A 7677-nucleotide genomic window follows, 5' to 3' on the forward strand; every position below is an offset into this window, starting at 1 on the left:
GTCGAGCAACCTTCAGACAAGGGAAAGTCAAACGAGCGAGATAGAGTCTGAAGCCAAGCCAACTTCGGACAAGGAAGAAACAAAAAAAACAGTTGATGTCCCAGGCTATCTTAACTTGTTTATAGGAAAATTAGAAAAGTATATCACTGTAAAAGATGCTCTAATAAAAATCGTCTCAAGGAACGGTAAGCAGAAAAGTCAGCAAGAGATGTCTTGATAGAAATAGATTCAATGCCCAAGCGACAGAATTCTAAAGCAAAATTGTTCAATAAACCAAGTACCCAACTCAATTAGCAGGAATATCGAGAAAAGATGTCTAATAGTGTTAGTTGAGGGTGAGATTCAAACTCACTCTACTCTATAAGGTTCAATCAGGTATTCCAAGAGGAGGGATTACGATGTTTACAAAGATATTAGTTGCCAATCGCGGAGAAATTGCTGTACGTATTATGAGAACTTGTAAACAACAGGGGATTAAAACAGTTGCCATCTTTTCAGAAGCAGATGCAGACGCTCCTCATGTCCGCTTTGCAGATGAAGCCTATCTAGTTGGTGGGCCAAGAGTGAATGAGAGCTATTTAAATATTAATAGAATAATTGATGTGGCCAAGCAGACTAGGGCAGAGGCCATTCATCCTGGGTATGGACTTCTTTCCGAAAATGCCACCTTCGCTAGAAGTTGTGAAGAAGCTGGTATCGTATTTATTGGACCAAGCCCTGACGTCATTGCTAAAATGGGAAGCAAAATTGAATCTAGAAAAATGATGGAATCAGCTGGGTTGCCTGTTGTTCCAGGAATTACCTATCCTCTTAAAGATGCTGAGGAGGCGGCTTTAATCGCAACTAAATTTGGATATCCGGTCATGCTAAAAGCCTCTGCAGGGGGCGGAGGAATAGGTATGCAGATTGCCCACAATGATGATGAAATAAAAAGAGCATATGCTGGCAATCAAAAACGCGCCACTGATTTCTTTGGTGATGGGGCCATGTATGTGGAAAAGTTTATTGCCAATCCAAGGCATATTGAAATACAAGTATTAGCAGATTCCCATGGAAATGCTCTATATTTATGGGAGAGGGAATGTTCAATTCAACGCCGCCATCAAAAAGTAGTGGAAGAGGCGCCATCACCGTTTTTAGATAAAGAAACACGGCAAAAAATGGGCGAAGCAGCTGTCAAAGCAGTAAGGTCTCTCGGCTATACCAATGCCGGTACAATAGAATTTTTAGTTGATGAAAACAAAAATTTTTACTTTTTAGAGATGAATACAAGACTTCAAGTAGAGCATCCAGTAACAGAGGAAATTACCGGGCTTGATTTGGTGGAATGGCAGCTTCGCATCGGAGCTGGTGAGCAACTAACTTTTACCCAATCGGAAGTAAAATTCGAGGGCCATGCAATAGAGGTAAGGATTTATGCCGAGGATCCCAAAACATTCTTCCCTTCTCCAGGGCAAATCACAAAATTAGTCGTACCAGAAGGTCCTAGTATCCGTAACGAATTAGCGATTCATGATCAATCAAAGGTAACGCCTTTTTACGATCCAATGGTTGCCAAGTTGATTGCTAAAGGTGAAGATCGTGATGAAACGATTAAAACCTTACTAAACGCTTTAAATGATTTTTCAATAGAAGGAATAAAAACGAATATCCCTATGTTAAAAGAAGTAATAAGTCACCCAGCTTTTAAAGTGGGGAATACAACCACCAACTTTGTAACAGAATTTCTTCAAGTGAAAAAATAACAGTAAAAAAAAGCGACAAAGCTAGTTGTCGCTTTTTTAAATATATATTTTCTCTAACTTTAATGGTTGAAGGGCATTGGTAGAATCAACATAAATAAATGCATTATATCGTTGAGAAAGGATGGAAGGAACGTAGTTTCCAAAATGCTCGTAACTAGGATCATACACCACTCCGATGGCACGGTGACCCATTCTCTTGTTAAATTCACTGTTATTTTCATTGAAAATGATCATTTTGTCGTATTGGCCCGCCTTATGCAAGAGATCTTCCCAACTCCCTTCTTGAGCAGAAGGAACCACGATTCTTTTAAAGTCATCACCCCATGCATCCGCGGCGATGACCGTTCCCCGATGGGTTCCGAATCCAACAATAAACACGTTTTCAGTCCCAAGCTGCTCTCTAACTATTTGTCCCACATTTACCATCCCTGCATCTGTCATATCGGTTGCTCGGGCATCTCCAACATGGGTATTATGCTCCCAGATAATTCCCTTTGACTCATTTCCGTAAAAGGAACTGATTTTATTTAATACTTCAACCATGTGCCGGTCACGAATATTCCAAGATTCGTTATCATTCACAACCATAGTCCGATAATAGTTTTCGGCGTTTGCTGTGATCAACGCATTTACCTCGAGATTTAATTGGCTTTCTTCCAAACTAGTATATTTTTCCTTGTTTGTTACGATTTCAGTCAAAAGCTGAATAACTTCATCATGGCAGCCCTCAGAATAAAAAGCAGCTGAAACACCATACATTTGTGGTTCTCGATTAAAAGGCTCAAAACAGGCAAATGCCCTTTTGGCTTTTTCAATATCAGGGTAGTTTGTTTTTTCTAAATAACGAATAATTTCATCCATGGATTCCCATAAACTATAGACATCTATTCCATAAAAGCCGACCTGGTTATTTTTGGGGCGCTTTAGGTTCAATTCCTTTATCCATTCGATTAGTTCAATCATTTCTTCATTTGCCCACATCCAAGTTGGCCAACGATGAAAAGTGGACAACACCTCTCGGGCGTTTTTGTGTACTTGGTCATAGCCTTTAATGTAACGATTTACTTTTTGGCATGCTGGCCAATCTCCTTCAACGGCAATGAATGAATATCCCAAATCCTCAATCAATCTTTTGGATAGCTGAGCACGAATCTTATAAAATTCAGAGGTTCCATGTGATGATTCACCTAATAACACATGTTTTACTTGGGCAGCCTTTTCCAAAAGAATAGAATATCCATCATTTTTAGTCAGTGGTATTGCCGATTGTCTAATGGCTTGGACAATTTTATCCATATTATTCCCCCAGTTTTATATATTTGAACAGTGTCATATTCTTCTTAAACATAGGATTTACTTCAAGAAAATTTTTTATTAGTAGATGGTAGAAAACAAAGTGTCGCATTATTATCACAATTTCAACCATTTTTTTGTATATAATAGAGTTTGGGAATATTTTCTTTTTAAGTATATTTGTGAAAGTTTTCACAAAATAAAGGAGGAAACATATGAAATACCCTCATTTATTCGAAAAAGGAAAAATCGGCAGCTTAGTTTTGAAAAATCGAGTAGTGATGCCACCTATGGGAACCAACCTTGCTGGTCCTTACGGTGAAGTGACTGACCGTCAGATTCGCTACTATGAGGAAAGGGCAATGGGTGGTACGGGATTAATCATCGTCGAGTTTACTTCCATTGACTATGAATTAGGAAAGGGAATGCTTAATCAATTAAGAATCGATGAAGATCGATTTGTTACCGGCTTCCATCGCTTAGCCAATGCCGTACATAAATATGATGCAAAGATTTTTGTTCAGCTCCATCACGCTGGAAGGCAATCTAATTCTATACTGACAGAAGGAAAACAAATGGTTGCTCCAAGTGCGATTACATGTGCAGCAGTAGGGGAAGAACCTAGGGAGTTAACGAATGCCGAAGTAAAAGAGTTAGTAAATAAATTTATTAAAGCTGCAATCAGATGTAAAACTGCGGGTATTGATGGTGTGGAAGTGCACGGTGCCCACGGCTACTTAATCAATCAATTTATAAGTCCCAATACCAATTTGCGAACAGATGAATACGGTGGAAGTTTTGAAAACCGCATGAGATTTTTAAAAGAAATTGTCGTCGGCATAAAGGAAAAGTGCGGCTGGGATTATCCTGTCACGGTTCGTCTTAGTGTAGATGAATTTGATGAAGGAGGACAGAATGTAAGTTTAAGTAAAGAAATCAGCATGTATCTTGAAAAAATAGGTGTTGATGGTATCCATGCAAGCTGCGGAAATTATAACTCTATGGACAAGATGATTGAATCCATGATGTTTGAACAAGGTTGGAAAGTGTATCTTGCCGAAGAAATAAAAAAAGTAGTAAACATTCCTGTGATAACTGTTGGGGTCATTCGCGAGCCTAAATTTGCGGAGAAAATTCTAGAAGAACAACGAGCGGATTTTATTGCAATAGGTCGTGGACAAATTGCTGATCCTGACTGGTCGAAAAAAGCATTAGAAGGTCGAGATCAAGAGATTCGAAAGTGTATTTGCTGCTTGAGTTGTATAAGATCGGCGATGGAAATGAACGTGAAATGCTCTGTAAATGTTAGAGCCGGTAGAGAGCTGGAATTTCCGGAAATGAAACCAATTGAGGAAAAGCGGAATGTCGCGATCGTTGGCGGTGGACCTGGAGGAATGGAGGCAGCCAGGATCCTATCATTAAAAGGATACCAGGTAACCATTTTTGAAAAAGACAACAAACTAGGCGGTCAATTAAATCTTGTCACAACACCAGTGGCCAAAGAAAAAATGAACTGGATTATTGATTATCATCGCCATGAAATGGAACGATTGCATGTAGATGTACGATTAGGAACAGAGGCTTCCATTGATAAAATCAAGGCAATAAATCCATATGCCGTATTCCTTGCAACCGGAGCTAAACCAATCATGCCAAATATGATGGGAATGGACCTACCAATCGTTTGTGACTATGAAGATGTACTTTTGGAACGACAGGCTTTTGTAAATAAACGAATTGCCGTAATCGGTAGCGGCATGGTGTGTTATAGTGTTGCTAGGAAGCTTGCCGAAAAAGGGAACCAAGTGATCTTAATCGATGTCCCAACAGCTACCGGTGGAAAGGTTTCTGCACCTACAAGAATGATGTTAATAAATCGTTTAAGAAATAATCATGTCCAAATCATAGAAGGAAAGAAATTGGATCAAATACTTCCAAATTCTATTATTATAAAGGACAAGATGGAAGAACAATCAGAAATGAACGTGGATCATGTTGTCTTTTCATTGGGAACACAGGCCCATAACCCATTAGAAGAATCCTACCGCGAGCATTTTGAAAATGTCTTCGTTCTAGGCGATGCCAATGACCCGAGCTCCATCACAAATGCCATTAAAGATGGTTTTGAAAAAGCGTATGTACTAGAGGCACTTGCAACAAATATCGAAAAAGTGAAGGAACCGGTAGGATCATTCTAATACCAAAATGACTATCAAATTGCCTATTTGATAGTCATTTTTATTTTTCAAAAGTAGTTGAAACATTTAATCGAAGTTTACGTAATAGTATTAACTAACTTTGACAGATAAGGTAAACTTAAGTTTTAGGTAATAAATTGGTAATAAAAGATATATATTATGGTATTTCAATAGATATTAAGTAGGGGTAGTGGAGAATGAATACAACGTTAATGATAGATCCTCAGGTTTGCTATCAGCAGGCAGAGCAGAAAGCGGCTGATTACTTCAAGACACTTTACACTCAGGCTATGCAAAAGACCTATGTCGATCACCTGACTAAAGATTTTCATACATGGAAGCAAAATCATATTCACCATTACCCAGTGTTTTCATTATTTTCACAGCGGAAGGGTAAACCTGAGACCAATAATTATCATCATTACATTAAGTGGTTGAATTATAAGGGAAAATTAGAAAGTTACCTTGATCGGAGCATTTCTTATTTATACATGCGTGATTTAGGCAAAGACTTAAGGGATCAGAGTACAAGAGACAAAGTTACTCAAGTGGTACAACGCTTGAAAAAAAATCTGACAAATGAGGATGAAACGAAAACAGAGGTTTTTGATATCGCATGGTTATACCGCTGGGGACAGAAGGAGGCGATTGAATCCACGATTATTTGGCTGTTGGAAAAATTAAAAAAGGTTTCTGACAATCTTCCAAAAGGAATGGATGCAGAACATGCCCAACGCAAACTCATGAAAATAATCGCAGGTGTTGTCATGCATGTGGATGATGAGTTGGATGAGGATACACCTCCGGTTGAGCGGTCACGAAGGTTAGATGAAGCCATTAGGCTGGGTTATTCCTATGGATTAACCTACCCATTTGTTGATGACCTCCTTGATTCCAATATTTTATCGAATAATGAAAAAAAACAGTATTCCAATTTAATTGAAAAAGCCCTTTTGACAGGGGAAGTCTCGGATTTTGGTCCATGGTCAGGAAGCAATATGACCCTAATCTCATTTATTCATTCCGAACTTAGCGAAGCCTTCAAATTTATAAAATCCTACCATCAACCTGATACAAGGAAATTGTTCTTCGAGCAGGCATACGTGTTTTTCCGATCGCAAGAATTAGATCGAGAAAAGGATTTAAGGAATCCAAACTATACGAATGAGGAGCTTTTCATCCCAGTCATTTTAAAATCAGCTTCGTCTCGTTTAATCGCAAGGTCTGTAATGGATGCACCAGAGGATCAAGGATTTGATGCAAGAACATTTTTCTATGGAATCTATAATCAATTGGCAGATGATTTCGCCGATATGTTTGATGATTTGGAAGAGGGCGCTGTAACACCTTATACCTATTATATGAAATATCATACTATTCGACCTGATCTGATAAACCCTTTTGAATTGTACTGGGCGGTTATTTCTCATTTAATTCACGATGTTTACAACTCAGACCGTAAAACATGTGAAGTGATGTTGGATCGGGCCATTAACGGGTTAAAACGTTATAAGGAAAAAATGGGGGCCGACAAGTATAATGAAGTGATGAAGCTGTTTTCCTCTAAAATGGGAGGGTTTAATGAGCTGATTCAAAAATTGGTGCGAAAAGCAGATGATGTAGATTTTTTTGATAAACTGCTTCGTGATCAGATGATTTCGAATTTGAAAAATGATCGAAAAGAGCAGGATCAATTTAAAGAAACGGTTGAACAAGTACGAGTGAAGATCAACAGTAATTTAAAGATCAATCAAATGGTGAATGCTGTCGATCCTATAGTCAAGGCTGCCAATTACAGTCTCGATGGTGATGGAAAGAGATTGCGACCCATCATGACTTGGGTGATGGGGGTCAATGGCTATGGGTTGGATGAATCGACCATTATTCCACTATTAAGATCATTAGAATATATGCATACCGCCTCGTTAATCTTTGATGATTTGCCATCACAGGATAATGCTGCTTTCCGCCGGGGACGTCCAACATTACATCAAGTTTTTAACTCCGCTACTGCTGAGTTGACGGGATTATTTCTTACCCAAAAGGCCATTGAAGAACAAGCTTCGATCACCCATTTTGATGCGAAAACAGTCCTTGGGCTTATTCAATACTCAGCAATGGTAACCGAAGAAATGTGTAAGGGTCAGACAATGGACTTGAATTCGAAAGGGAAAGCATTAACCGTTGAAGAATTAAATACATTGTGCTTTTATAAAACAGGGATGGCGTTTGAGGCATCGCTCATCATGCCGGCGATTCTAGCTAATGCCAATGCTGCTGAAATGGACTCATTAAAAAAATTTGCCCGTCATGCCGGTATTGCGTTTCAGATAAAAGATGATTTATTAGATGTAGAAGGGGAATTGTCGGTACTTGGAAAACTACCGGGCAAAGATGCTGAAAACAAAAACTCTACTTTTGTAACTATATTAGGTATTGAG

5 protein-coding genes are annotated in these 7677 nt (G+C 38.7%); 4 read left to right on the top strand and 1 reads right to left on the bottom strand.

All coding sequences use genetic code 11. From position 1 onward, the window contains the following. Positions 1-217, top strand: a 217-nt coding sequence (locus V7083_RS22695) for a hypothetical protein (protein WP_335482357.1), incomplete at its 5' end; no start/stop codon positions are given. A 181-nt stretch (positions 218-398) separates the two neighbouring features. Then, on the top strand, positions 399-1745 hold the full coding sequence (locus V7083_RS22700) for an acetyl-CoA carboxylase biotin carboxylase subunit (protein WP_335482359.1): 1347 nt from the start codon (positions 399-401) through the stop codon (positions 1743-1745). Between the two features lie 36 nt (positions 1746-1781). Here V7083_RS22700 and V7083_RS22705 read toward each other — a convergent pair whose 3' ends face one another. After that, positions 1782-3041, bottom strand: a complete 1260-nt coding sequence (locus V7083_RS22705) for an erythromycin esterase family protein (protein WP_335482361.1) — start codon at positions 3039-3041, stop codon at positions 1782-1784. 212 nt (positions 3042-3253) lie between these two features. On the opposite strand from V7083_RS22705, the gene V7083_RS22710 reads away from it, so the two are divergent. Then, entirely contained in the window at positions 3254-5236 is a 1983-nt protein-coding gene (locus tag V7083_RS22710) for an FAD-dependent oxidoreductase (protein ID WP_335482363.1), read from the top strand. A gap of 197 nt (positions 5237-5433) precedes the next feature. Beyond that, positions 5434-7677 (top strand): polyprenyl synthetase family protein (locus tag V7083_RS22715; protein WP_335482365.1); only part of this gene is annotated, 2244 nt, incomplete at its 3' end.

The organism is Bacillus sp. JJ1764, assembly GCF_036962145.1.
Taxonomy (GTDB): domain Bacteria; phylum Bacillota; class Bacilli; order Bacillales; family Cytobacillaceae; genus Neobacillus.

Coding starts and splice junctions, on each gene's coding strand:
- V7083_RS22700 (WP_335482359.1), top strand. CDS start 399: ATGTTTACAAAGATATTAGTTGCCAATCGCGGAGAAATTGCTGTACGT.
- V7083_RS22705 (WP_335482361.1), bottom strand. CDS start 3,041: ATGGATAAAATTGTCCAAGCCATTAGACAATCGGCAATACCACTGACT.
- V7083_RS22710 (WP_335482363.1), top strand. CDS start 3,254: ATGAAATACCCTCATTTATTCGAAAAAGGAAAAATCGGCAGCTTAGTT.